17 protein-coding genes and 1 pseudogene are annotated in these 22,091 nt (G+C 68.1%); 6 read left to right on the top strand and 12 right to left on the bottom strand.

Translation table 11 applies throughout. The features are described 5' to 3' along the window. Positions 1–524: 524 nt before the first annotated feature. The 7 genes from BFV98_RS29905 to BFV98_RS32085 form a co-directional block, all read right to left on the bottom strand. Positions 525–992 carry a hypothetical protein gene (locus BFV98_RS29905; RefSeq protein WP_071098579.1) on the bottom strand — a complete coding sequence of 156 codons (468 nt, stop codon included), beginning with the start codon at positions 990–992 and terminating at the stop codon, positions 525–527. Then, on the bottom strand, positions 953–2,212 hold the full coding sequence (locus BFV98_RS29900; RefSeq protein ID WP_143025376.1) for a nitric oxide synthase oxygenase: 1,260 nt from the start codon (positions 2,210–2,212) through the stop codon (positions 953–955). Before BFV98_RS29900 ends, BFV98_RS29905 begins: the two co-directional genes overlap by 40 nt. Before the next feature lie 3 nt (positions 2,213–2,215). Beyond that, positions 2,216–3,445, bottom strand: a complete 1,230-nt coding sequence (locus BFV98_RS29895; RefSeq protein ID WP_071099058.1) for a tryptophan 2,3-dioxygenase family protein — start codon at positions 3,443–3,445, stop codon at positions 2,216–2,218. After that, positions 3,442–4,599, bottom strand: coding sequence for an aminotransferase class V-fold PLP-dependent enzyme (locus BFV98_RS29890; RefSeq protein ID WP_255368302.1), 1,158 nt, complete (start codon positions 4,597–4,599; stop codon positions 3,442–3,444). Before BFV98_RS29890 ends, BFV98_RS29895 begins: the two co-directional genes overlap by 4 nt. Next, a complete protein-coding gene (locus BFV98_RS29885) occupies positions 4,596–5,318 on the bottom strand; it encodes a tryptophan 2,3-dioxygenase family protein (protein ID WP_083395335.1) in 723 nt (240 codons plus the stop codon). Before BFV98_RS29885 ends, BFV98_RS29890 begins: the two co-directional genes overlap by 4 nt. An 87-nt stretch (positions 5,319–5,405) precedes the next feature. Beyond that, the gene (locus BFV98_RS32830) at positions 5,406–6,083 is read right to left on the bottom strand and encodes a hypothetical protein (protein WP_255368301.1); all 678 of its coding nucleotides are present in this window, start codon (positions 6,081–6,083) and stop codon (positions 5,406–5,408) included. Positions 6,084–6,325: 242 nt separating this feature from the next. After that, the gene (locus tag BFV98_RS32085) at positions 6,326–6,793 is read right to left on the bottom strand and encodes a hypothetical protein (protein ID WP_143025375.1); all 468 of its coding nucleotides are present in this window, start codon (positions 6,791–6,793) and stop codon (positions 6,326–6,328) included. A 371-nt stretch (positions 6,794–7,164) separates the two neighbouring features. Between BFV98_RS32085 and BFV98_RS29875 the strand changes: the two genes are divergently transcribed. Together BFV98_RS29875 and BFV98_RS29870 are read left to right on the top strand one after the other, a co-directional pair. Beyond that, a complete protein-coding gene (locus tag BFV98_RS29875; RefSeq protein ID WP_071099053.1) occupies positions 7,165–7,773 on the top strand; it encodes a hypothetical protein in 609 nt (202 codons plus the stop codon). 529 nt (positions 7,774–8,302) lie between these two features. Further along, positions 8,303–12,556, top strand: coding sequence for a DEAD/DEAH box helicase (locus BFV98_RS29870; protein ID WP_176921738.1), 4,254 nt, complete (start codon positions 8,303–8,305; stop codon positions 12,554–12,556). Positions 12,557–12,625: 69 nt separating this feature from the next. On the opposite strand, the gene BFV98_RS29865 is transcribed toward BFV98_RS29870, so the two are convergent. Continuing rightward, positions 12,626–13,270: a hypothetical protein gene (locus BFV98_RS29865; RefSeq protein ID WP_071098573.1), complete on the bottom strand. Its 645-nt coding sequence runs from the start codon at positions 13,268–13,270 to the stop codon at positions 12,626–12,628. A 429-nt stretch (positions 13,271–13,699) separates the two neighbouring features. Between BFV98_RS29865 and BFV98_RS29860 the strand changes: the two genes are divergently transcribed. Both BFV98_RS29860 and BFV98_RS33130 read left to right on the top strand, forming a co-directional pair. After that, complete coding sequence (locus BFV98_RS29860) at positions 13,700–13,897, top strand: hypothetical protein (RefSeq protein WP_071098572.1); 198 nt, start codon at positions 13,700–13,702, stop codon at positions 13,895–13,897. A gap of 27 nt (positions 13,898–13,924) precedes the next feature. Further along, positions 13,925–14,211 (top strand): annotated as a pseudogene (locus BFV98_RS33130) (hypothetical protein). 762 nt (positions 14,212–14,973) lie between these two features. Here the strand turns inward: BFV98_RS33130 and BFV98_RS29850 are convergent. Next, positions 14,974–15,168: an SAM-dependent methyltransferase gene (locus tag BFV98_RS29850; protein WP_071098569.1), complete on the bottom strand. Its 195-nt coding sequence runs from the start codon at positions 15,166–15,168 to the stop codon at positions 14,974–14,976. 126 nt (positions 15,169–15,294) lie between these two features. On the opposite strand from BFV98_RS29850, the gene BFV98_RS29845 reads away from it, so the two are divergent. Beyond that, a complete protein-coding gene (locus BFV98_RS29845; RefSeq protein WP_013283918.1) occupies positions 15,295–16,077 on the top strand; it encodes an IS5/IS1182 family transposase in 783 nt (260 codons plus the stop codon). Here the strand turns inward: BFV98_RS29845 and BFV98_RS29840 are convergent. Beyond that, positions 15,986–16,726: an SAM-dependent methyltransferase gene (locus BFV98_RS29840; RefSeq protein WP_071098568.1), complete on the bottom strand. Its 741-nt coding sequence runs from the start codon at positions 16,724–16,726 to the stop codon at positions 15,986–15,988. The genes BFV98_RS29845 and BFV98_RS29840 overlap by 92 nt on opposite strands. Positions 16,727–16,913: 187 nt before the next feature. On the opposite strand from BFV98_RS29840, the gene BFV98_RS33125 reads away from it, so the two are divergent. Further along, complete coding sequence (locus BFV98_RS33125) at positions 16,914–17,939, top strand: DUF6545 domain-containing protein (RefSeq protein WP_369830094.1); 1,026 nt, start codon at positions 16,914–16,916, stop codon at positions 17,937–17,939. Here BFV98_RS33125 and BFV98_RS29830 read toward each other — a convergent pair. Together BFV98_RS29830 and BFV98_RS29825 are read right to left on the bottom strand one after the other, a co-directional pair. Beyond that, positions 17,877–19,997 (bottom strand): EAL domain-containing protein, encoded by a 2,121-nt coding sequence (locus BFV98_RS29830; RefSeq protein WP_176921737.1) that lies wholly within the window; start codon positions 19,995–19,997, stop codon positions 17,877–17,879. The two genes, BFV98_RS33125 and BFV98_RS29830, sit on opposite strands and share 63 nt — an antisense overlap. A 1,174-nt stretch (positions 19,998–21,171) precedes the next feature. Continuing rightward, positions 21,172–21,762, bottom strand: a complete 591-nt coding sequence (locus BFV98_RS29825; RefSeq protein WP_071098562.1) for an AAA family ATPase — start codon at positions 21,760–21,762, stop codon at positions 21,172–21,174. Positions 21,763–22,091 lie beyond the last annotated feature (329 nt).

Below are 22,091 nucleotides of genomic sequence, written 5' to 3'. Positions count from 1 at the left end.
GCCCTGTGCTGTCACCAGACAGGTCCCGTCCTCGCCGCGCTGGATTGTGATGAAGCCATCCCCTACTTTGCCGTTCAGCGAGTCGCCCGGGCTCCACCCCATTGCGCGAACCGGTGCTCGATCGGCAAGCCGCCCTCGCACGTCCATGACACTGAGACAGTATTGCCAATGGCCGCCATTCGCGGATCTACGTCTCCGAGGGGCCGGGAGACCGATGGCTGCCAGCAATGATGTTGGTGCCTTGGCCGGTCGCCTCGCGCCCTCGTCACCTCCGGATGCCGCATTCGCAAAAGCCATTGCTCCGACTCCCCGCACATCTAGTTCATAGAATCTGGTTCTCGGCGACCTCAACCCCAAACTTGCCGCTTCCGAGAAGATCACATCCGCTAGGCATCCTAGGATGTAGGTGGCCTGCTCGGGAGCCGAGCTCTCAGGTCTCATCGCATCGATGCAACGCGTTCCAATTGGCGACTACTAGCGGTACGGGAGCTTGGGGCCCGCGCAACCGCAGGCCCCAAGCTCGATCACCAGTCGCCGACGGCCCTGAATCCGTAGTACCTGCCCATGTCGATGCGGACCCAGACGTAGAACCTGGTGCCGTCCTTGACGTTGGTGGCCAGGTTGCGCCACTGGCCGACGGGCACGTAGGTCCAGTTGTTGCAGGTGGCACGTCCGTAGAAGTTGACGCAGGCGTAGAAGGGGCCGAAGTCCACGCCGTCGCCGGTGTTGCGGACCTGGATATCGCGGCACTGGCTGGTGGTGCGGTAGTAGCTGGGGTACTTGGGGTAGCTGATGACTTCGACGCCGTCGTACTGCATGAAGTAGTCGGCGGCCCCGAATTTCGCGCTGTACGGTGCGGCGCGGCAGCCGGCGGCCTGGGCGGGCCCGCCGGAGACACCGACGAACTCGGCGGTGACGGCCGTCAGGGTGACGGCCGCCGAAGCCAGACGGGTCAGTCGCCGATGTGCCTTGGCGGGTGTGCGTGTGGACACGTGTCCTCCCTTGCGTAGTTGGGTGTGGCGGCAGCGGCCGGGGGGACGTCGGCGCGCTGACGCAGTGAGGGTTCGTGGCCGGGCCTGGGGTGGCCGGCGGTGAGGGCGAGGCAGTACGGGTCCGGAAGAAGGGCCGGGGTGGGTTGGCCGGTGTTGTAGTAGCGACTCCAGGAGGGGTCCTGAGGAGTCATCGGGTAGGAGTTGAGCCAGCTCCAGTCACCGACCACGACGCGGCCGGCTGCTTCCTCGTGTTGCACGAAGCGGGCGAAGGCCCGGCTTTCGCGGTGGTGGTCGGTGATGGACACGGCCGCCGCTTCGAAGCTGTGCAGCACGGCTTCGTGCAGGGTGAGCAGGGCTTTGTCGGCGCGCAGCCGGTCGCGGTCGTCGAGGCCCAGGCCGGCGATGATGGCGGGGAGTTGGTGGTAGCGGTGTTCGTCGGCGAGGTCGCGGGTGGCGATCTCGGAAGCCATGAAGGTGCCGCTGAACGGAGCAGGGAACTGCAGGCCACCGAAGTGGAGCACCATGTTGCTGATGACGGGTACGGCGGGCCAGCGCAGTCCGAGGTCAGCGATCCACGGATGATCGGGGTGGTGGATCGGCACTTCGAGGATGTGCGCCGGCTCGGCCGGTAGCAGGTGCAGTCTCCCGTCGTTGGTGGCGGCGATCCAGGGCAGGATGTCGAACAGGCCACGCCGAGTGGGTCCTGACCAGCCGAGGTAGGTGGCCAGGTGGGTCAAGGCCACGTTGGTGGGGTCACCGAGGACGCCGTCTCTGCTCTGCCAGGCCGCGTAGCGGGCCAACTGCGGGCTGATGATGCGCACCGGGGGCGGGCCGGTGTGTGTGGCGGGTGGGAGGACGGTGATGACGGAGCGGATCCGTCCGCCGTTGGTGGCTTCGTCGAGGTGAGCGGCCAGTTCTCGCCGCACCTCTTGCAGGGTGGTGATGTGGCGGCGGTCGCGGACGATGAGGCTGGGCCAGCGCAGCCGGCCGATGCAGCGGCCGGAGTTGCGCCAGGCCACCCGCGCCGCGTAGGCCAGCTCGTCGTAGGTCGGCCGCCACGTCCCGTTCGCGCGGATCTCGGCGCGCACCTCTCGCCAGCGGCGCGCGAGGCCGGGCATCCCTAACTCGTTGTGCCGTTGGCGGAGGAAGGCGTGGGCTTGGGCTGGCAGCTGATCGTGGGGCATGCCCGCCCGTCGGCGCACGGTCGATGGCGCAGTCATCGGTCACCGCTCCTCAGGATCGTGGGCGTCGCTGTTGCGGAAGACCTTTTGGTCGCGGCCGTGGAGGAGGTAAGGCGTTCCCGGCGTGGCGCCGGTGCCTGGTCGTTCGGTGCCGAGCATTCGCACGGCGAGGCGGTAGTGGGTGCGCCGCCATTGGCGCACGGCGGCGGCGAACTGCCGCATCCCGTCGGCCAGAATGGGCGTTTGCGCGAGAGCTCGATGGTCGGCGCGGACGGCGTCCAGGGCTTCGTCGAGACTGCGCTGTCCATTGATGACGCGGGCGTACACGTCGGGCACGGACAGGTACGCCACTGAGTGCAGACGCTGCGGGTCGGGAGTGCGGCACAGCGATTCGACCAGCTTGTAGGCGCGGGACTGGATGGCGCTTGCCCCGTCGGTGTAGACGCGGAAGGCGTGGAACGCCTCCGGTTGCATGGTGGCCAGCAGCGACCACAGCGGTGCGGTCTCGCGCAGGAGCGAGGCCGCGAAGGACAGGCGCGTGCCGGCCGCGGGCAGACGGTCTTCGTCCACGGCGGTGATGGCTGCGGTGAGGTCCACGGCGAGCAGGGCGAGGGTGGACTCAAAGGCTTGCAGGACCCGGATAAACAGGTACTCGTCGTGGACGCGCTCGACCGGCAGCATGGTGGTCCGCAGCATCAGCCGGTCAGCTGCGGTGCGATCGATTGCGGTCAGCGCGGCCAGGCGGCGGGCCAGCGCCATCGGATCGCCGGCGGCAGGGATGTCGAAGCTGAGCCGGCGCAGTGCGGGAGCAGCGGCGCGTACCGCGTGTCGCGCCCGTTTCCTCACCACCATCGCGTCGGGACGCATCTGGGGCAGCGGCGCCCCGGTGCTGTCGAGGGCGCGCAGCTCGAAGGAGATGAGGTCGGTCAGGAGCAAGGTGTGCAGGTGGTCGCGGCGGGCCAGCAGCTGGTCTGCCGGTTCGGCGTTGCTCTCCGCGTCAGGTAACGGTAGGAGGGGCAGGGCGAGGTATGTGCGGTAGTCGTACCTGCCGTCGACCTTGTCGAGGGCGACGGCCAGGAAGTCGGCCAGGTATGCGCGCGGTCCTGACACCTCGGGCAGGCGCTCACGGGCGGAGCGCAGCGGCGTGGTCCATGCCTCGGGGATGAAGTGCTTGCCGTAGTAGAGGTAGGCGTCGACGACAGTGTCGTAAGGAAAGCGGTGTGTGGTGGGTCGTCGGTGGGCCAGCCAGCGGTGCAGCGGCTCGGGATTCATCGGGCCGCTCCAGGGCGGGTGCGGCTGCGGCACCGGTACGCGGCGATCGCCTCGCATACGGCGTCGATGTCCTCGTTCGTGGTGTAGGCGTGCATGGCCAAGCGCAGGACACCGCTACGGGGCGCGGTGATGACACCGCGGTGTCCGAGCCAGGCGGCCATCGCCTCCGCGTGTAGCTCGATGAGCGCCAGGTGTGCGCCTTGCGCATCGACGTCGGCGGCCAGACGCACGACCTCGCCCTGGGCGGCCAGCCGCTGCGCGGTCATGGCGATGAGCCGCTGGGTGTGGCGGCGTACCTGCCGCAGGTCGAGGTCACCGATCAGGGACAGGCCGGCGACAGCGGCGTAGACGGCGGCTGCGGCGGGGGTGCCGGTCTCGTAGCGCCGGGCGTGCGGCGGCGAGTCCAGGACGGTGGTGCGGAAGGCATGGGGGTCCGTGCGGCCGAGCCAGCCGGTGAGCGCCGGCGGCCGACCGCCAGGATGCCGGACGTAGAGGAACGCCAAGCCGGGCAGCCCGAGCAGATACTTGCCGGTGCCGGTGACGAGGTAGTCGCAGCGCAGGGCGTCGACGTCGAGGGGAATGACGCCGGCGGCCTGGTAGGCGTCGACGAATACGGCAGCACCGGTCTCGTGCGCGGCATCGGCGATACGTGCGATGTCGAGGCGGATGGCGTCGCGGTAGGTGACGGCGGGCACCGACACCAGCGCGGTACGGGGTGTGATCGCCGACAGGTAGTCGCCGGTGTGCACCGTCCCGCCGGGAGTGCCACACCAGCGCACCTGCGCACCGGGTTGGGCCATCCAGATATGAGCGATCCCCGGGAACTCGGCGGGGGTGGTGAGGATTTCCCGGCGTCGTCGCCACCGGCGGCCGGCCGCCACCTGGTGCGCGGCAACGCTGGCGTTGGGCAGGATCGCGACCTTGTCGGCGTCGGCGCCGATGAGCCGGGCGAACAGCTGGCGGGCCTGGGCGACCTGCTCCTCGCATGCTTGCCAGAAGCCTGGCCGAGAGAGGTCGTTGAGCATCCGGGCAACGGCCTGTTCCAGATCGAGGGTGCGGGGGGCGATGCTGCACGCCGCCAGATGGGCGCTGCCGGATGGCGTGGCCAACCGCTGCCGGAGCAACGCGGGTCGGGCCAGTGCCGCGGCGGTCACGGCTGCACCTGCCGGGGACAGGCCACGCGCGAGAACGCTTCGGTGAGTTCGCTGCGGGCTTCCCACAGGGTCGGAAACCGGCGGTGGGCGATGAGCTTGGTGAGGCTGTCAACCGGGGTACGGCCCGTGCCGAGCACGCCTTGACCGATGACACGGGTGGCGACGCTGTAGTGCTCGGTGCGCCACAGCGCGATCCGCTCGTCCAGCTCCACCAGCGCCTCGGCGAGCCGGTACAGCGGGTCCGACGGCTGTCCCCTGTACAGGTCGACGGGGGTGAGGCGCAGCGAGGACAGCAGCCGGGCGAACGCGATGTCCAGCTCCGTGGTCGCTTCGCGGAGAAGCCGCCACCCGGGGCTCTCGAACCCTGAACCGTTGCCGAGCGCGGTCCGGATGACGGCGAACTGCGCCGGTGGCAGTGACCGCAGGATGCGCAGGTGCTCGGTGATGAGCCTCAGCGCTTCCGCAGCCCGATGGAGGAGGAGTTCCGCCGCGGACGGTTGATCTGCGGCCATGTGCGCGAGGGCCCTGGCGAGATGTGAGCGGGTGAGCTTGAGCCACAGTTCACTGCTCTGGTGCACGACTTGGAACAACAGTTCGTCAGGGTGTACCCACTCCCCCGGTCCCTTCTGCAAGGACAGCAGGTCGTCTATGCGCATGTAGCGGGCGTAGTCGGTGTCGCCCGCTCCCGGTAACACAGCGGGTAGAGGTGTTGTGGGCACAGGAAATCTCCAAGGACGGTCGGACCGATGGGCAGGCGAGGCGTTGTCGGGATCGGCGTTCCGGTGGATCGCGTCGCGGCGGCCTGATCAGGTGCGCAGGGCGGCCAGAGTTGAGGTCGCTACGGCCACCAGCCGGGCGGGCAGGTCGCCGGGCAGCGCAGCCCCGAGGCGCAGCGGCGCGGCCGCGATTGTCAGGTACAGGTTCGCGTCGTAGGTGGCCAAGTTGAAGCCGGTCGACTCGTCTGTGTAGGTGTAGGCGGCGCCGCCGACGCCGGTCAGATCGTTGACCGGGCCAGCGTCCTGCTGCGCCTGCCGGATGCCCTCATACATCAGGCGAGCCGAGTCAGGCTCCACGATGTCGACGTGCACCGTCATCACGACACCGTTGGGTAGGCGCCCCACCGTGGCGGTGCACGCCAGGTTGGCGGTGCTGCCGCTCGTTCGGGAGCTCTCCTGCCGGCTCCCTACCAGCCCGATGATGTCGGCGACGGAGCGCAGGTCCAGCTTGCTGCATAGCGCGTCAATCGGGCGATAGAGGGTCGCGGTCGAGGGTGGCGCGGCTGGCGTCGTCGAGGCGCCCGCTATGGCGGTGGAGGTCGCGCCGGGAACAGGCGAAGACTTAGCGGCGCCGGTGCAGCCGGACGCTGCCAGCGCCACGGCGGCGAGGCCCCACATTGCGATCGCCGCGCGAAGCATCAAGCCGTAGGGAATCGCCCGTCGACGACTAGGCGACTGACAGCCGAAGGGAAGTGGCAGCAAAGCCATTTGACGCACCTATCCGGGGGCGCGAGCTAGCAGCACGCGCGGATGATGTCGCGGGCTCCGGGCGTAGACCTGCTCCCCCGTTGTGAGGTCTGCGCCAACAACGCGATCAATTCAGCACACGCCCAACCGGAGTGTCTACGTTTCCGGCCACTACTAGTCGGTTTCACCAGTCCAGTCACCACATTATGCAGGCACGGTTGACCTGGGATTATGTCCGCCAGAAGGTAATCCTCCGGCGCGCATCACGCTGGTAGCTGACACAGCAAGAAGCTACGTTTCTTCCTCACAGCACGGCGGAGCATCGCACCTTCCGTCAAGGCCGAGTTCAACACTTCGAGGGGGAGGAAATTACTCGTGCATTTCGGATCGATTCGCACCTGGAATGTCCTGGCAATATCGGCAGCCAGCGCAGCTGTCGGCCTGATGGTCGCAGCCTCACCCACACTCGCCGATGCCACTCCTGCTCCGGACGCGTCGGCGACGAGGGCCGCGACCGCGGAGGCGACCAGCACCGACATGAGCCCGCCCGCGCCGGATCCCACCGCGACGCCGGAGCCCGATCCCACCGACCCGGGGCCGGATCCGGAACCCACCACACCTCCGGGCCCTGAGCCCTCCACGCCACCGCTCCCTGAACCGAGCAAATCACCGACGGCCCGGCCTCCGCTCAAGCCCTCGCGGCCGTCCAGCAGCGTCTCGAACACGTCCACGCCGACGTCCGACGCCGCGGTTGTCGCTGGCGGCGCCGATCAAGGACCAGGGTTGCCCGTGACCGGGGTGCGCGTCGCCTCGATCACGGCGGTCGGATCCGGCGCGGTCCTCATCGGCGCAGGTCTGGTCCTTGCCGGCCGTCGACGCAAGATCGGCTAACGCCACGACACAAATAGGGAGGGCAACTGTGACGAGGCAGGGCCCGGACCAGGCGATCTGGCCGACCGGCCACGACGACGTGCCGGCGAGGGCGCCTGGCCGGGCGCCTGCCGTCACTCCCGTACGTCCTGCAGGCGGCGTCTCCACTCCAGCCCACGCCGCCAGCCCGCACAGTCATCGACCAAGGACCAGCCGCGCCCGGCTGGTGGCCATGATCCTCGCGGTGCTCCTTGCCGGTGCCGGGCTCGGCACCGGTTTCGCGAGCTGGTGTGCACCCACATCCTCGGAGAGCCCAAGGGACCGCCCCACAGGCGATGCCGAAGGTCCGTTCGCCGAGCGTCAGGCCAGCGTCAATCGCAGCCACATCCCGACGAAGCAGCTCGCCGACTTCGCCGCGCCCTGGCTCGCCCGCATGAGCGACTGCACCGGCGATACCCAAAGCGGAGGACCTGAGCGCGGCGACGGCGAGCAGACGCGTACCCGATGCACCGCCGGGATCGTCACCGTCTACTGGATCTCATATCGCAGCATTGCCGATCGGGATACAGCCCACGCTCGATACGCAGCCCAGGCGGAGCAGTCACAACATCTGGCTCCCGGCATGCTGCAACCCACCCCAACGCTCGCCGAACACCCTCCGCAGCTTCACGTCGAGTACGCCTACCGAGTGCCCGCCGGAGAGCACGCCGGACAGACGGTGGCCGCACTGTGGTGGAGCGATCCCGCGCAGCCTGTCGCCGGGATCCTGACCGCCTACTGGGAGGAAGGTCTCGGCTCCTCCTGGGCGCCCCTGCGCGACCTGTGGCGTCACACTTCCTGAACCTCTCGATGACCGCGTGGTCCCTCGGGTGGCTATGGCGGACGAGATGGGCTCCACCGGGACGGCCATAACAGGCCCCGGCACGGGCCTGTCCGCGGCTGCCTCGCCGAGAGTCAAGTAGCGGTGCGTGAGGGCCAAGGCTGCTGGTGCTGCGCGTGGCAGTGCGCGGATCTGCCGAGAACAGTGCACCCGATCACGCCGAAGATCGGTGCACTCGAACGTATTCAATCGGCCTCGGCAATCTGACCGAGCGGATATGTGTTGCAGCGGGACTAGCCGGCTGAATCGAGGCTTCTGCGGACTGCGATTGATTACTCGAGGTCTTCCTGGTGGGCGTCTGGTCGGGCTGCAGCCCTGGGGGTGAATGCTGTCTCGCCCACGCGGGATAGCACCAGCCATGCCCGTGCTCGGCGCACCCGCACCGTACTTTGGATCCTTCGCCCGCCGCGATCGGCCATGTCCGAGCGGTTGCAGCGCGTGCAACTGTAGTCGCCCAGAGGTTGTCATACCCTCGTGTCACCCTGCCGTCGTGACAGTCAGTACAACGGCGTCGTGTAGTACAACGGTGACAGGGCCGCCTACGCCGTGTTCGCCCGGCTACCTCGCTCGGCTCCTCGCCGAGATCGGTACCGGAAGCAAAGCTGCGCGGGGACGCCAATTCGAGGCGTTGGTCCGGTACTGGCTCCGGGCGGACCCGGTGTGGGGTCCCCAGGTCGACCACGTATGGCCGTGGCCTGATTGGCCCGGCGCCACCGGCCCCGACATCGGTATCGATCTTGTCGTCCAATCGGTTGGCGGAGGACTCTGGGCGGTGCAATGCAAGGGGTACGCCGCTGGCACCACGGTCACCAAGTCCGACGTCGATTCCTTCCTTGCGGCCTCCGCGACAGGGCAGTTCGAACGCCGACTGCTGGTCATGTCGACCGATCGGCTGGCGCCGAATGCCCGCCGTGTCATCCGGGACCAGGCGGCCCCGGTGACGGTGATTGGCCGGGCAGGTCTCGAGGAGTCGGCGGCAACTTGGCCCGCCAGCATTGCCGCGCTGGCCGACGCGCAGCCAACGATATCCATGCGATTGGCGCGCCGAGCCCTGCGGGACCATCAGGTCGACGCGGTCGACGCGATGGTGGCGGAACTGGATGCGCAGCTGTCTGCCGCCGATGAGGCTCGCGCGTCGCTGGTGATGGCGTGCGGCACCGGCAAGACGCTGACGTGTCACGGCATCGCCGAGCGCGTCGGCGCCCGCCGGATGCTGGTGCTGTTGCCAAGCCTGTCGCTGCTTGCTCAGACGCTGCGAGAGTGGTCAGCTCAGGCCGGCCCCACGGGAGGCCTTCGGGCGGTGGCCGTCTGCGGCGACCCGACGGTGGCCAGGGCCGACAATGACGAACTGCATGTATCGCCAGCCGACCTTCCTGTCCCGGTGCTCACCAACGTGGTCGAGCTGCGGAAACACCTCGCCGAGGGTCTGGATGATCAACGACCTCTTGCGGTTTTCTCCACGTACCATTCCAGTCCGGTGATCGCCGAGGCCATGGCCGACAGTGCTACCGAAGCGTTCGACCTCGTGGTGGCCGACGAGGCGCATTATGTTGCCGGCCGTTGTTCCGCCGCGTTCGCCACCGTACTGGATAGCCGGCGGATCCGGACTCGCCGCCGGGTGTTCGCGACGGCGACGCCGCGAGTGGTGCCGGCCCACCTCTCCCGCAGTGCCGCGGAGCTGGACGCCGTCACCTCCAGCATGGACGACCGGGCAGTGTTCGGCCCGGTCGCACATCGGCTCACTTTCGGTGAGGCCATCGGGCTCGGTCTGCTGGCCGACTACGAGGTTCTGGTTCTCGGCGTCACCGCTCGGGAGGTGGCCGCCCACGACCGCGCCCGCGGCGGTGCAGCTCATCCGGCGGTCGAGCGGGCGATCGTCGGCGCCGCAGGTGAACCCGTCGACGGCGCCACGTTCGCCGCCGTGGTGGCGATCGGCCGGGCGATGCGGGAGAAGGGAGTTCGCACCGCGCTCAGCTTCCACTCCCGGGTCAGCCGGGCCCGTACGTTCGCCGCGCTCGTCAACGACCTTCCAGCGGTCGCCCCGGCCGCCGACCCGGGTCCGATCCAGGCCGCCCACATCTGCGGCACGATGCCGACCAGCCAGCGCAACGGCCTGCTGCGGACATTGGGCGCTACCGGGCAGACCGGTGGACCCGCCAGGACCTTGCTCGCGAACGCCCGGTGCCTCACGACCGGCGTTGACCTGCCGGACCTAGACGCGGTCCTATTCGCCGACCCACGGCGATCAGCCGTCGACATCGTGCAGGCGGTTGGCCGGGCGCTGCGCCTCGGAACACGGGGTACCAAGAGCCTGATCATTCTTCCTGTCGTGCTTCAGCCGGCCGACGACCCGGACACTGCGCTGACCAGCAGCGCGTTCGACAGCGTCTGGCAGGTGCTGGCCGCACTGCGAGATCACGATGAGACGTTCGCCGAGCAACTCGACAAACTGCGCGTCGACCTTGGCGCTGGCGCTGGCATCCGCCCATCGGCGCTGGACAAGCTCGTCCTCGATCTGCCCACGCTCAACGGCGTGGAACTGGCGGACCGGCTCCGGGTGCGAATTGTCGAGACTACGACAAGCAGCTTCCTCTACGGATTCGGGAAGTTGCAGCGCTACGTGCGCGAGAACGGCACCGCGCTCGTGTACGGCGACCACGTCACTAGCGACGGATTCGCCCTTGGCAGGTGGGTGGTGAAGCGGCGGACCGAGCGGAAGCAGGGCCGGCTGTCCAAGGCTCGGGCGGTGCGACTTGAGAATCTGCCGGGATGGGTTTGGGATCGGCACGACACGGCGTTCACCATCGGTTTCGACGCACTTCAGCAGTACGTCCAGCAGAACGGTCATGCCAGTCCGCCGCAGGCGCATGTCACCGCTTCCGGAGTGAGATTGGGCGGATGGGTCAGTACGCGCAGAGGCGAGTACCGGAAGGGACTTCTCTCGGCACACCGGGTGACGCAGTTGGAGCAGCTGCCGGGATGGGTGTGGGAGGTGGAGGACACCAGTTTCCCGGACGGGCTAGCCGCCCTGTGGGAGTACGCCACCGAAAACGGGCATGCCCTCGTACCAAAGGACCACGTCACCGCAGACGGACTTGCGTTGGGCGCCTGGGTCACCCGTCGGCGGGTCGAGCACAACCGTGGGCTACTGGCCGCAGACCGTACGGCGCAACTGGAGGTCGTGCCCGGGTGGAGCTGGCACAGCCGTATGGCGGCGTTTCACAGGGGCCTGGTCGAGCTTGAAGTCTACGTCGCACGCGAAGGCCACGCCCTGGTGCCTCGCGACCATGTGACGGCGAGCGGGTTCGGCCTTGGTGCCTGGGTGATTAAGCGCCGGGCGGACCATCGGGCCGGCCGGCTTGCCGCCAACCGCGCCGCACGGCTTGCGGCGTTGCCCAGGTGGAGTTGGGAGACCCGGGAATCCAAGTTCGATGCCGGGCTGGCCTGCCTACGCCGATACGTCGACGAGATGGGAGCCGCACAGGTTCCGGGCACCTACCGGACTGCGGACGGCTTCCGGCTGGGCGCCTGGGTGGGACGCTGCCGGGCGGACTACCGGGCCGGTCGGTTGGCGGCCCACCGAGCCGCGGCGCTAGAGTCCTTGCCCGGTTGGATCTGGCAACCTCACGAGAGCGCCTTCGCAGAAGGGCTGGCTGTACTGCGCACGTATGTAGCGCAGGCGGGCGACGCTTACGTTCCCAAGGATCACGTATCCGAGGAAGGATTCCGGCTCGGTGGCTGGGTGGAAGCGTGCCGGAGCAACCGGCGGGCGGGTCAGCTGCGACCGGACCGGATAGCCGAACTCGAGGCGCTGCCCGGCTGGACATGGGATACCCACAAGACTCGCTTCGACCGCGCGTTCGACGCCCTGCAGAGCTACGTCGCGGAAACCGGCACCGCGGCGGTGCCGTCGTCTCACACAACCGCCAACGGCATCCAGCTAGGTTTCTGGGCGGCGAACCGCCGGGCTGAGTATCGACGTGGCACGCTGTCGCCGCACCGGCGTGAACTGCTCGAAGCCCTGCCGGGGTGGAGCTGGGACCCGATCGCCGACGGCTTCGCGCAGGGCTTGGCGGCGCTTCGCGCATATGTCACCGGCAGCGGTGACGCCTGCGTGCCCCATCGGTACGTCACCGCTGACGGTTTCTGGCTGGGCGGCTGGGTCAACAAACGCCGCGGGGACCGCCGCCGCAGCCGCCTGCCAGAAGAGTGCGCTGCGGAACTCGAGGCATTGCCAGGGTGGTCGTGGAACCCGCAGGATGAGCGCTTCACTCGGGGCATCACCGCGTTGACCGGTTACGTGGCGGTACACGGTCACGCCCGGGTCGCCGTCTCGCATGTCACCGATGACGGCTTTCCGCTCGGCCGCTGGGCGGCGAAACGCCGCGATGAGTACCGGGCCGGGAAGATAACCGACGAACGGGTCGCCTTGCTTGCTGCATTGCCAGGGTGGTCGTGGGACCCGCAGGATGAGCACTTCACTCGGGGCATCACCGCGTTGACCGGTTACGTGGCGGTACACGGTCACGCCCGGGTCGCCGTCTCGCATGTCACCGATGACGGCTTTCCGCTCGGCCGCTGGGCGGCGAAACGCCGCGATGAGTACCGGGCCGGGAAGATAACCAACGAGCGGGCCGCCTTGCTTGCTGCACTGCCAGGGTGGAGCTGGAACGTCACCGCCGGCAAACCCACCCCAGTCGCCGGCACGCGCCCGGCGGCCGACGACTCGTCTCTACCCGTCTGAACAAACAGCCTGGTGCAAAGCGGGAACCGGGCTCCGAACCGCCGCGACGTGCCGATGCTTGCAGTACTTTCACGTCCGCTGAACAGGTGTGCCGTCGCCCTGCCAGCAGTCGCGCTTGCGGATGCCGTCGAGCTGGACCCGGAGATCTGCGCCAGCCAGCGATGGCGTTGCTTGCAGCATCAGCTGGTCACTGGCACCCACCTGCGCCTGCGTGGACGGCGCGGCCGCGCTGCCCAGCTCCGTCAGGTCGCCATCATCGACGATCCGTGACCCCAGCACCAGTTTTATCTGCTGGTCACGGAGTTGTTCGGCCGCGTCGGCTACGCGAAGGCGCTGTTGCACCTCGGTCCAGCTCATAATGGGCTTGTCCGCCTCGACCGCGGTACCCGCAACGTGTGTCACGTCAGCTGGCTCAACCTGTACTGCGACCGGCTCGACCTCCACGGACGCAGCGGGCTCAACGGCAGCTCTTGCTCGTCTAGACTTCCAATCCGCCACGGTCTGGTTACCCCACGCCCAGGCCTTCGGGCCCCCTGTCTCAAAAACCCAATCCACGGCCTTCGTCGCAGCGAGGACAAGGGCGTCGGCCAAGGCATCGACGGCGGGGTTATCGCCGCGCTGCAACGGCCGCTGGGCGGCAGCGCGCTGGCGGTGCTCCGGCGGTTCTCCAGGACGCTCAGCCAGGTCCTCTTCCGTCGGCAGCGTGATCGTCATCTCCCCGGCTTTGCGTGAACTGCCCGGTAGATGTGTTGCTGGGCTGTAGCTGCCCGGCTTCTTCCGCGAGTCGAACGGTTCTTGCCCGTCCTCCCACTCCGCCACCACAAGCCTTCTCGGCACCGCTGTCCCCCTGCCCCAGCCGTCCCCACACCGCACCGCAGGCGAAGCCCTCAAAAAGCCTATCCGCCCGGCCGGGCCACTATGTTCGCAGGCCCTGTCACGGCCCGCCGTCGGTGCACACGACGGCGGCAGCTCTGCCTGCCAGTCGTCCGGCTGCTTATGTTCCACTGCCGCGCAACTCCGGGCGCAGGGCCTGCTCTCCGAACCGGGGTTCCGCCGGCAAGCGCCTCCTGACCTGCGGGGGTTACCCAAGGTCGGCGACGAATCCGTCGCCGCTTGTCGCTGGGCTGCGTACCGTCGGGTGGCATGAGGGTGCTGCTGCGCGGCGGACCTGGCGACGGCCAGGTGGTGTCTGCCGTCGGGCGGGCTGTCGTGTGGCGGGCCTGCCTGTACGAGGCGACGCCCGACTTCGCCCAGCGGCAGGGGTGCGATCTGCGGGTCTACCGGCACCGCCCCGACTGCTGCGAGGCGCGCGGCCGGGGTGCCGAGGATCGCTGCGAATGACCCGTTCGCGGGGAGGCCACACAACACTTGTTCGAACATGCGTACGATCATGTTGTGGATGAGGTAGCACGGAGATGGTGGAACGGAACGTGGGGTCGCCTCGCGCGCCGCGACGTCTGGCTCATCCGACAGACCCACTGGAAGGTGGTTGCCCGAGCTGGCGACAGCGAGACGGGCAACGTGCTGCGCTGGGAGTTCGACTCCCCGGAGGAAGCCCTGGAAATGGTCGACCGCCTCCTGCGCGCACCGTCGCCGGGCACATGGCGCGAGCAGACCGCCGGCCGCCAGCAAGATGGCACCGCGCAGTGGGGTGAGTCGTCCCGGTGATGGGCAGCCGTGTTGGGAAGCGCACCCAACACCGGAAGTCGCCGGCAGTCGATCTTGGCAGCTTCCCGCTCGGGCCTCCGCCGTGGCTGAGTTGGGCAGCTTCTACGTTGCCAGCCGCGGTGCCCCACCGGCATCCACTCGCGCGAGGTCGTGAACCGCTTGGTACGCCTGCTCCGCGCTCACGATGACCCGGCGGCCTGCGCCGGGGACCGGCAGGGCCACGTGGTGACAGCTTCCACACCAGGTCCCTGAACGCCACACCCACATCGCCCGCTCCGTCACCGCCCGCGATCCCTGAGCACGGTGCCGGCGGACAGCCGCGAGCAGCCCAGCCGCGCCGCCCACAGCGGTGAGAATCGCCGCTGCGAACATGCCCGCAGCGGAGTCCTGCGCGGAGGGCGGTGGTGCGGCCAGCAGCCCGTAGCTGAGGAAGACCACGATTCCCGCACATGCTGCTGCTACTGCCGCTGGCCGCGACGCCGAACGGGAGTGCGCAGGGGGGCCGTAGTTGCACAGCCAGAAGGCTCGACGACGCCATGGCACTGCGGCTGCGTACGGCAAGCATTCCCCCTGCCAATGTCGTGGTGGACGTACGCGCCACTCGCGCCCCCGTTGCGCGCACCGCAGGCAGAGCGCGCGTTCCAGCGGCGCCGCAGTGCGGGCAGGTCGCTCCGGTTGCCATAGCCGCGAGTATCGCGAGCGCCTACGACATCCGGCTCCCGATCTCGCGCCCGTCTTGGTCTCAGCGGTCAGTTGGTGGCCACGGCACCCCGCATCGGTGAACGCGCCGGCGTCGCGGCGTAGGGGTCCGGCTCGCTCAACTCGGGTCGCCATTCGCCGAGCGGCACGAGGCCTGGCGCCATGAGCGTGTAGTCGCCGAAGAGCGCGGTGAGCTGCGCGTCGGTGCGGAGGGTGATCTCGGTTGCCGCTTGAGTGCGAAACACACTGAGCCATTTTCATCGTGACGGCGCAGGTCACGGGCGGTGTGGGAGGCCGGTGTCCAGGTAGGACGAGGCTCCCGGTAAGACAGCAATCGACCAAGATCAGATGCCCCAACCGGGAGCCTCGCTGTGCTGTCTTACCCTGCCGCGATTCCGTTGTCCACCCGCAGCCTGAACCACCTCGCCGCCCTCATCCGAACCCGCCGCCAGCAGCAACGGTCTCGGTGGCGACGCCTCGACCCCGGCCGGCAAGCCCTGCTCGCCCTGGCCCACCTGCGCAACGGCGACACCTACACCCGCCTGGCCGCCGGATTCGACATCGGCGTCACGACCGCCTGGCGTTATGTCCGCGAGGCCATCGACCTGCTCGCCGCGACCGCCGACGACCTGGCCACGGCCATGACCAGGATCCGTCTGCTCGCCTACGCAATCCTCGACGGCACCCTGATCCCGATCGACCGGGTCGCCAACCAGAAGCCGTACTACTCCGGAAAACACAAGCGTCACGGCGTGAACGTGCAGGTCATCGCCGACGCGGCCGGGCGTCTCGTCTGGGCCTCGGCCGCGCTGCCCGCCTCGACGCACGACCTGACCGCCGCCCGCACCCACGGCATCATCGACGCCCTGGCCAGCACCGACGTGATGACCTTCGCGGACAAGGGCTATCAAGGCGCCCCCGGCAGCGTGCGCACCCCGTTCAAGCGGCGCCGCTTCCGGCCGAAGCTGTCACGCCGGCAGAAGGCCGTCAACCGAGCGCACGCGAAGATCCGCGCCCGCGGCGAACGCGCGATCGCCACCCTCAAGACCTGGAAAATCCTGGTCAAGCTGCGCTGCTGCCCACGCCGAGCGACCGCGATCGTGCAGGCCATCCTCGTCCTGCACCGCGTCGAAGCCGACCGCTACGCAGGATGAAAATGGCTCCACTCTTCGCCGTTGACACGCTCGACTCTTCATATGTGTCCGTAACAGCCGCCGCACTCAGGTGCGAGAGCACCATCGCGCTGCCGGGGACAAGCCGGTCGCGGATTGGTGCCACGACTTCATCGACCCGATCGTCGGGCACCTGCTGCAACACCGCGCAGTAGAGCAGCGCGGTGGGCTGGTCGAGGTCGATCACGCTGGCGAGGTCACCCTCGTGGAGGGCATCGATAACAAGGTCGGGGCGGGTGAAATCGCCTTCGATGGCCCGGCAGCCCGGGATGCCCATCAGAAGCTCGTTGGACGCGACAACCGCGACGGGGTCGATGTCCACGTACAGCACTCTGCTGGTGGGGTCGACCGCCTGGGCGATCTCGTGCACGTTGCCCTGGGTGGGGATGCCGGAGCCGAGGTCGAGGAACTGTCGAATGCCCGCTTCGGCCAGCACTCGGACCGCGCGCCGCAGAAACAGGCGGTTGGACCAGGCGATGTCGGCCGCGTCGGGAACAGCCTGCAAGAGCTGTCGTGCGGCTTCGCGGTCTGCGGGGAAGTTCTGATCGCCGCCAAGGAGGTAGTCATATATTCGTGCGACGATGGCGCGGCCACCACCGGCGCTGCGTGCATCCTTGTACGTTTCGACCACTGTTTCTCTCCCCGTCCCTGCGCACCTGTGATGCCACGCCGTTAGCGCCGTCCGTTGTGGAGGCGGAGCCTAGTCGAACAGGCTCATCTCGATGGGGCCCTCATGATCAGGGGGCCTGCAGGTAACCCGTTCGGGCGTTACACTCTGACCTTTGGCCCGGCACTGATCGTAGTGTCAGGAGGTGTGGATGCTCTGGGCTCGGGCGCGTCTCGCACGACGTCTGCGCAAGGCTGGCGTGCCGCCGCCGCCCGCTCCGTACACGGTGGACGCCTGGTGTGAGGCCATCGGGCGTGTTCGGGGCCGCCCCCTACACATACGCGGTGAACGACTGGGAGCCGAGCATCCGCCCGGTCTACTCGTTCGGCTCGACGGAGCCGACTACATCATCATCGACGCAGCGCTGCCCACGCTCGGACGGGCGCAGACGGTTCTACACGAGGTCGCACATCTGGTCCTCGATCACGACGGCGATGCCCTACACGCAGACGTCGATGCTGCGCTAGAGGCTGAAGCCGAGTTGGCCGCTGACCTGCTGTACCAGCAGATGGCCCAGGCCGCCGGCAGCACCGCCGAACCTTGTACGCGGCAGGTAGCAGCTCTCTCGAGGGTGCCGTGGAGGCTCTGGTCATCGCGGAGATGGACGGACCTTCGTGCGGACTGGCACGTCACCCAGTTGTGGATGACGCTGCGGGCGGGTATGCCTGACGCAAAGATCATCAGCACCAGCACGGGTGAACAGCTCCCAGTAGAGGTAGGTGGTAGACACCACCGCCATCGACGGGTAATCGAGGTCCACGACGCGTTGCGGCTGCTGAGACCGTGGTGCAGTGGACAGGTTCACGACAGCGCGGAGCGGCGAGCCCTGCGATACCGGCTCGATTCTGCTGCTGTAGCTGCAGTCGCCGAAGCAGCGACGGTAGCGGTCGCGCTGCGTCGACGTCAGGCCGCGCTGCCGCTCGCTGACGATTCGCCCTTCGTCGCCGCGCCCTTGGACGTGACTGACGTGCGCGCTGAGGCCCGCCGCCTGGCCAGGATGTCTCGCGCTCTGCATGACTCGCCCCTCGTCGCCGCCGAGGTGGACTGCTGGGTGCCGGTGATCGCGTCCGCCGATACCAGCGAGGCCTCTCCCCCTGCGACGTTGGCGCGTGGTCTACCCGTCATGCCGCTGCCGGACAGCGCGACGCGGCCTGGTCGTCCAGCGCGTGCGGTGTAAGCGCACGATCTGCGCCCCGTCGTGCAAGGCCGTCGGCTGCCACAGCGAGGCGTGATTCCGAACTTGACTCGGGAACATCTCGCCCCCGAACAATGGCCCACCGCCGAGTGCGCAGCCGAGCCTCGCCAACTCGTGCCGCTCCTCTTCGACGGTTATCCCGGGCGCGATGACCGCGAGGTCCAGGTCGATGGCGAGGTCGGCTGCCGCGCGGATGACAGCCTGCGCCGGCCGCCACCCGGCGTCGAGTGCGTAGGCCGGGTCGAGCCGGAGGAAGCTCCAAGTGGCGGCGTTGAGCGCCTGAATGCTGCCCTGAATGCTGCCGTAGTTGCCCAGCAACAGCCGCACCCCGTACTGCCGGAGCAGGTCGGTCACGTCGCGGCTGGGCAGGCCACTAGGTTGCGCCAGCTCCAGCACCAGAGATGATCCCGCCACAGCGTGGTTGCGCAGGAGATCACGGAGCCCGTCGACGAATCTGGGCGTGAGGGCGCGCGCGGGCACTGGCACCACCAGCGCAGCGTGCGGCAGCGCTTCCCGCCAGGTCACCGCGGCGGACAGGGATCGCGTGATCACCTTGCGTGCGAGGGCTTCCAGGCCATCCTGATTCATCACGAGCTGGTAGATGTACTCGTCGGCGACGAGCACATCGTGCCGTGAGTAGAGGATTCGCGGCACGGACTGCATCATCACAATCCTGCCGGTGGTGAGGTCGACAATCGGCTCGTACGCGATCGACATCCGTGCGTCGACCAGGTCCCGATCCAGGGCACGGCCGTGTGCGGGACCAGTCTGATATGACACCAACCGGTCTTGCTCCCGGCGAATGGCCCGCCACATCACCTGTTCTGCGGCGTCGAGCAGCTCCGCGACATCGGCGGCGGCGCCAGATGTCATTCCTGCGCTCGCCCGGACGTTGAGCATGCCCTGGTCGGTGGTGACCGGGCGGCGTAGTGCCGCGACGGTCCAGTACGCCCGCTGGTACGCGGCGTCCTGCGGCACGTCCCACAGGATGAGGGCGAACTCGGCATCGCCGATACGTCCAACGACGGAGCCCGAATCCCCCGGGGCATGGCACAGCCTTCCGGCGAGTTCGTTCAGCAGCGTCAGTGCCGCATCCCTGCCGATCTGGTCCGCGAGAAAGTCGTAGTTCTCTAGGCGAACCGCGACCACATGGCACGTCCCGGTGGCGATCTCGGCGACGCGGGACAGCAGCGTTCTGCGATTAAGCAGGCCGGTGTCCGGATCCTGGGTGGCTGCCACCTCATGCCGGCGCGCTTCCTGCGCCAGCAGGGCGTACGCGTGCGCGTTGTCAAGACTCGTTGCCAGGGTGGCAGTGAATGTTCGTAGGGTGACACGCTCTCGCGCTGACAGTTCGTCGCCGGCCCCGCCGAAATACAACCGCACCACACCGTGCAGCCCGGTCGCGTAGTCCCCGAACTCGGACCGCACCGTTGGCCGCGACTCGACGATGTCGGGAGCATCGGAGGCCGGCCCGTCAAACACCACCCGAGCGTCGCCAGCGTCGCCACCAGCACGCACTAGCCGCTTGCCGCCATCGACCTCGATGTCTGCGGCCCGAGCACCGAACAGCCTTACCGCTCCGGCGGCGGCGGTGCGAAGAACGAACTCGAGATCCCGGGCGGACAATGCGTCGCTCAGCACCGCCAGGTCCTCCCAAGCACGCCGCTCCTCGCGGATCCGAAGTCGATAAGTCAACGCGAGGTGCACGATAAGCATCACCGCCGGCAGCGCTATCAGCGCTCGCAGGTCAAGCCCAGTAACGACCGCAACGATGCCTGCAGTGACGGTTTCTCCGACGGCAACGATCAGGCGGGTCCGCCATAGGTGGCGCAGGACCGCCAGAAAGGGCCTTCTGGTCGCCAATGTGACCGTGGTCATCGTGACCAGCTCTTCCAGAGCCAGCACCGCCAGCGCCGCGATAGGGAAAGCGACCACCTGCCGGAGCAGGCCCGGGCTGCCGAGAGCATGCTCAGTGAAGCCGGGCTGGGCGCCGAAGGTATACATCACCGACCCCGCCGCTGCCGCGGTGACGACATCCATACTGCTGTTGTGGAGCACTTTGTGTAGGCCGGACGACCGGGAACGGCTCATTACGAGTCGCGCCACAGTAACCCCGACCGCCGTGCACAGGACGACCCACGGAACCGGCAGAGCCGAGGCACAGACCAGACACGCCGTAGGAGTCAAGGTGATCCGGATCGGAACCCGTTGTGGAAGCGGCGCTGAGCAAATCGCGCCGACCGCCATGAGCGCTGCGCCCATCAAGAGGTAGACGGAATAGTAAGGCGCCGGCCGCCCCGCGTGTTTAACAGCCCACACAAGGCACGCCAGCGCCGAAACGAAAACGATGGATGTCAACAGGCCCAGCGCCCATTTTCCACGCTGGATCGGCATCAATCAATCCCCCGTGATCATCAGCCCCAGCCCTTCCAAGTAGATCGTCCACAGTAGCAGGTATGCGACGGGTGCTCAGCCCCATTCGACGCCCTTACGCATTGCAGCACCCCCCTTTCTCCGCTGTATCGACACCAGTCGGAACGTATGACCGCGCAAGGGTGTCTTTCAACACCAAAGAGTCGTTTTGGTCATCCATTGCGCACTGAGACGCTGCAGCGTGACAGAACGTAGGTGAGTCGCAGTAAGGGATTAACCGCGAGTGCCGAAGGCTTCGGTAAACTCCATTACGCACAAAGCTCGAGCAACGGAGTGCGATGCAATGACCGCCACCTGCAACCACTTTCCGGACAGTTACGGTCGCGGGCGCTGGGCCCTGACCTGGCGGCTAACCAGGTGAACCGGAACCGGAGTAGCAGTTCGTGCGGACGGTGACATGGCCGAACCGGCCGACACACGGCGTCGGCGGACAAGGCCGTCAGCGAGCGCTGCCTGTTCCGGCTCGACTGGCTAGCTGAGCTGCCCGAGATGGTGCGGCACAACGAGTCGGCGGCTAGCTGCCCGGTCGGGCGGCTCGGCTAGCGGCGAGGGCGGAGATCCGTTCGTCGAGCTGCCTACCCTGCCTGCCGTCGCCGAGTATGGGCCGGACGTTCCGCCACAATCTCGCTCGGCCCGGTGCGCTGGCCCAGAAGTGCATCGCGAATGGTCCAACCGACCGGCGAGGGCTCGCCGTCGGCCACGGTGAGGTCGAAGGGCCGGTGTTCGTAGGACAGCGGTGGTGGTAGCCCCACGCCTCAGAACTCCGGCGCCGCGCTGGCGCTCATTGGGCTTTCGCAGCGCAGTGGGGGCACCGGTTCGGGCATGGCGTCAAGGGTGGGCTGCCTGCCAGGCCACTGGTCGTAAGGATGGTGGTAACGGTCTGCTCGAACGTGGAGGTCTCGGGGATGATGCGCTCGCCGGGCACGTCGAGCAAGTCCCGAGCGCTGTACCACTCGCGCATCTGCTCGGGTGTGACGTTGATCGGTTCGGCGCGTGTCTGGTGGCGGCGGATGGTCTCCTCGAAGCACACGTCGAGGTAGTAGACGTGCGTCGGGCCGGTGTGCTCGGCGATGAGTTGCCGCAGGACGGCCTCGTAGCGGCCGGTGTGCAGGATGCCCTCCAAGACCACGTGGTAGCCCAGATCGAGCGCTGTCTTGGCGGTGGCGGTGATGAACGTGGGAGCGACCGGATTGGTGCGGCTGCTGTCGTGCTCGCGGAGCATGACCCGGCGCAGGTAGTCCTGCTCAATCAGAGCGCACCCGCGGCCGTAGCGGCGGCGGACCTCACGGGCCGTGGGCGTCTTGCCGCTGCCCGAGTTGCCGCGGACGATCACCAGGGTCGGCAACGGGGAAGTGCGCCTGATGCAAGGCATCTCGGGTAGTCGTTGCCCTGCCATGTTCTGGGCGCCTCCCGTCTCATTCAACGGCTGCTATCGCTCAGGGGCTATCGGCACGGGTCGGACACGAGGAAGGTTCGGCGCGCGGACATGGTGTGCCGCCTCCTACGCCTTCACTACCAGCCCGCTGTCCCACCACACGCCGCGTGACCTACGCCCGCCCAACCGGGCCGGGCGCAGCCGCTGCGCGGCCGCCAGCCCGAGCTGGGCGGGCAGGGGACCCTGTCCGCGTTGACGTGAGCAGCGCGACATGCGGCGCGCTGGAGGACCGCGTCTCGTCTCGCCGCAGCAAGCCCGCCTTTACC

Origin of the sequence: Micromonospora sp. WMMB235 (genome assembly GCF_001855515.1) — a bacterium.
Lineage (GTDB): Bacteria > Actinomycetota > Actinomycetes > Mycobacteriales > Micromonosporaceae > Micromonospora > Micromonospora aurantiaca.
This window is presented reverse-complemented; position numbering and strand designations above follow the sequence as displayed.

Bases quoted from the DNA above. Each gene is read 5' to 3' on its own strand.
- BFV98_RS29900 (WP_143025376.1), bottom strand. From the start codon at position 2,212: ATGACTGCGCCATCGACCGTGCGCCGACGGGCGGGCATGCCCCACGAT.
- BFV98_RS29825 (WP_071098562.1), bottom strand. From the start codon at position 21,762: ATGCCTTGCATCAGGCGCACTTCCCCGTTGCCGACCCTGGTGATCGTC.
- BFV98_RS33125 (WP_369830094.1), top strand. From the start codon at position 16,914: ATGCTCTGGGCTCGGGCGCGTCTCGCACGACGTCTGCGCAAGGCTGGC.
- BFV98_RS29860 (WP_071098572.1), top strand. From the start codon at position 13,700: ATGAGGGTGCTGCTGCGCGGCGGACCTGGCGACGGCCAGGTGGTGTCT.
- BFV98_RS29865 (WP_071098573.1), bottom strand. From the start codon at position 13,270: ATGACGATCACGCTGCCGACGGAAGAGGACCTGGCTGAGCGTCCTGGA.
- BFV98_RS29830 (WP_176921737.1), bottom strand. From the start codon at position 19,997: ATGGATGTCGTCACCGCGGCAGCGGCGGGGTCGGTGATGTATACCTTC.
- BFV98_RS29875 (WP_071099053.1), top strand. From the start codon at position 7,165: ATGATCCTCGCGGTGCTCCTTGCCGGTGCCGGGCTCGGCACCGGTTTC.
- BFV98_RS29895 (WP_071099058.1), bottom strand. From the start codon at position 3,445: ATGAATCCCGAGCCGCTGCACCGCTGGCTGGCCCACCGACGACCCACC.
- BFV98_RS32830 (WP_255368301.1), bottom strand. From the start codon at position 6,083: ATGGCTTTGCTGCCACTTCCCTTCGGCTGTCAGTCGCCTAGTCGTCGA.